Source organism: Mucilaginibacter sp. P4_G9 (assembly GCF_056400985.1).
Genome location: NZ_JBFUKF010000504.1, coordinates 1 through 3,177, shown reverse-complemented (window position 1 = coordinate 3,177; position 3,177 = coordinate 1). Strand labels below are relative to the sequence as shown.

At 41.3% G+C, this 3,177-nt stretch carries 2 protein-coding genes and 1 pseudogene; all 3 read left to right on the top strand.

Annotation, left to right across the window (positions count from 1 at the left end):
• The first annotated feature begins 512 nt into the window (after nucleotides 1–512).
• On the top strand, nucleotides 513–1,313 hold the full coding sequence (locus AC1DPZ_RS24525) for a DUF4350 domain-containing protein (protein ID WP_477408405.1): 801 nt from the start codon (nucleotides 513–515) through the stop codon (nucleotides 1,311–1,313).
• 38 nt (nucleotides 1,314–1,351) lie between these two features.
• Entirely contained in the window at nucleotides 1,352–2,386 is a 1,035-nt protein-coding gene (locus AC1DPZ_RS24520) for a LacI family DNA-binding transcriptional regulator (RefSeq protein ID WP_477408403.1), read from the top strand.
• A gap of 299 nt (nucleotides 2,387–2,685) precedes the next feature.
• Nucleotides 2,686–3,177: pseudogene (locus AC1DPZ_RS24515) on the top strand (glycoside hydrolase family 88 protein); the annotation flags it as partial.

Below are 3,177 nucleotides of genomic sequence, written 5' to 3'. Positions count from 1 at the left end.
GATCTGTATAGTTTGGGATTGCTTCGTACCTACCCATGACGTATTAGACTTTCAAGGTGTAAAGGCCTGTCAGTCTGAGCCTGTCGAAGACTCGTGCGGAGGGGCCTTTGCCCGCTATGCTTCGACAGGCTCAGGGTGACAGGCCAACTACTTGCATAAGTAAACCCGTCATCACGATTTTTTTCAGGTTCTTACCTGATAGTTACTCGCAATGACGTGTTTATAAGTCGCTGATTTTCAGTGCTATTTTTTAATATAATCTATGTCATTGCGAGGTACGAAGCAATCGCATGCTATACAGGGTGGACCTGCACAGTTCGCGATTGCCTCCCTGCCCCCATTTCAACAACAGTAAAAAATAACTACGTTGCTTTTATTGAGCATACAGGTTTTGCACTCAATCGATGTAGTAAATAATTTTTGCCCTTATGGCATAAAAAAGAGCATTCGGCAATACATTTGGTAACCAATTATAATAGTATTAATAAACAACGATAACGCTTTAATTATATATGAATTACAGGATGTTTGCAAAAAGGTTGATATGTATACTGCTGTTTGGCCAGGGAGTATACGAAGCAAAGTCACAGGTTGTTAAACTGGATTATTACTACAACCGCGAGGTTCATGCAGTTGCCGGGCAACCGCAGCGTTTCCATTACCTGTGGGAAGAAAAACAAAATACAGGTTATTCCATATGGGGCGATGCATTTAAAAAATACGGCGCAACTTTAGATTCCCTGGTTACCGCGCCAACCAAAGCCAATTTAAAAGGAACGGCCATATATATTATTGTTGATCCGGATACCAAAAAGGAAAGTCCCAAACCCAATTATATAACCCAGGCAGATGCCGAAGCCGTGGCCTCATGGGTAAAAGGCGGCGGTGTGCTGGTAATGCTGGCTAACGACAGCGCAAATGTAGAGCTGCCTCACTTTAACCTGCTGGCCGCAAAATTTGGCATGCATTTTAATAACGATCTTCAAAACCATGTGATTGATGATAACCACTTTGAAGAAGGTGCCATTAATGCCACCGGTAATCCGTTATTTAAAACAGCGCAAAAAATATTTATGAAGGATGTTTGTTCCATTAGCACCCAATCCCCCGCAGAAGCGGTGTTAGCTAAAAACGGGCAAACAATAATTGCCAGGGCTAAGTTTGGTAAAGGGACGGTATTGGCCATTGGCGATCCATGGCTTTACAACGAATACACAAACGGGCGTTTACCCGCCGGATATGAGAATGATAAGGCTGCCAATGATATTTCGGCCTGGCTTTTAAAGCAGGTTCCGGCCGGCAAAAAACAATGATAAGCTTTGGTTAACATGTACCGCGTAATTTCAGTTAAATGAAAAAAAAGGTTTCAATAAAAGATATTGCGTCGCATTTAAACATCTCTATTACAACGGTTTCCCTTATCTTAAACGGAAAATCAAAAGATGTTGGGCTAAGCGCGGTACTAACTGAAAAAGTACTGAAATATGTAGACGAAATAGGGTATAAGCCAAACCTGCTGGCCAAAAGTTTACGAACCGGCAAAACCAAGATCATTTGTTTGCTGATTGAAAATATTGCCGACCCCTTTTTTTCATCCATAGCGGGTTTTGTTGAAGAACTCGCTAATCTGCGTGGTTACAAAATAATTTATGGCAGTACCAAGAATGACCCGGACAAAACCCGCGAACTCATCGGCCTGTTTAAAGACCGTCACGTTGATGGATTTATAATTGCTCCCTCCGGCGGACTTGAAAGCGATATAAAGAGCCTTTTAAGTGATAATATTCCACTGGTTTTGTTCGATCGTTATTACAAAACCATTGAAACAGACCAGGTTGTTATTGATAACCTGGATAGTACATACCAGGCGGTTAAACTGCTGATAGATCAACAATACAAGAACATTGCCTTTATAACCCTTGAATCGGATCAAACCCAAATGTCAGACCGGTTAACGGGCTACCTGGATGCCTTACAGGAAACCGGTCTGGCTCCCTGCGTTACAAAAATAGTTTACGCCAAAGTTGAGCAGGATGCTGTTCATGAAATAGCGGCGCTGATAAAAAACAACCCGCAGATAGATGCCTTGTTTTTTGGCACAAGTTACCTTACCCTTAAAGGCCTGGAGGTGCTTAAGGAGATGGGCATGTCTGTCCCGCGGGATATAGGGGTGGTTTCATTTGATGACCATGAAGTTTTTAAATTGTTTACTCCGGGCATAACCGCCGTAGCTCAGCCGGTGGCCAAAATGTCTGAAGAGCTGGTGAACTTACTGCTTGAACAAATTGATAACAACGTTGAGGAACGGGCAAAAAAGCAAATCGTTGTTCCCGCAATTCTGCATATCCGGAGTTCTACCACTGATCAAAATAAGGTTTTTATTTGATCCTTCATTTTTCTTGATTTTTCTACTCTTTTTCTCGTTTTTTCTACTCTTTTTCTTGATCTTATATCGATTATTCCCGACTTAAGTCTCGCCTTATTAAACTACAACGTTGGAGTAAATATTTATGATTAAATCCAACTTAAAACGTTTTAGATTGCATTATGTTTGAATTGCCAATTGACACCGGGAAGTGTATTTACTGGAGCTTTAAATGCGGCAGTAAAAACTAAATCCCAATATCTCCTGCCTAAATATCCAGGTATATGAAATGCGAAAAAGAACAGTATTGATTAAAAAAAATGATTAATAATAATTTAAAAAAGGCAGGTTTATGTATACTGATTTGGTCATTTGCCGGTTTAGCATTTGCTCAAAGCAGGTTTTCGCCCGGAAAAGAGATTTTGTACTGTGCAAAGCAGGCAACTAAAACATTAAAAGAAGTCTCTTCCGATTCGGCGGCAAATTTGCCACGCAATATTGCAAATGGCAATACTGCCTGGAAATGTGTAAGTTACCATGATTGGTGCAGCGGTTTTTGGCCGGGAGTGCTATGGTATTTATACCAGGGGACACATGATGCAAAATGGAAAATTGCTGCTGATAAATATACGCGCCAATTAACGCCCCTCTCCAACCACAGTGGTTTTGATCACGACCTGGGGTTCCAGATCAACAATAGCTTTGGTAACGGTTATCGCCTTACCAAAAATCCGGCATATAAAAAGGTGATCCTTGAATCGGCCGATTCGCTGGCTACCCTTTTTAATCCTAAAGTGGGCACTATATTATCA

Bases quoted from the DNA above. Each gene is read 5' to 3' on its own strand.
- AC1DPZ_RS24525 (WP_477408405.1), top strand. From the start codon at position 513: ATGAATTACAGGATGTTTGCAAAAAGGTTGATATGTATACTGCTGTTT.
- AC1DPZ_RS24520 (WP_477408403.1), top strand. From the start codon at position 1,352: ATGAAAAAAAAGGTTTCAATAAAAGATATTGCGTCGCATTTAAACATC.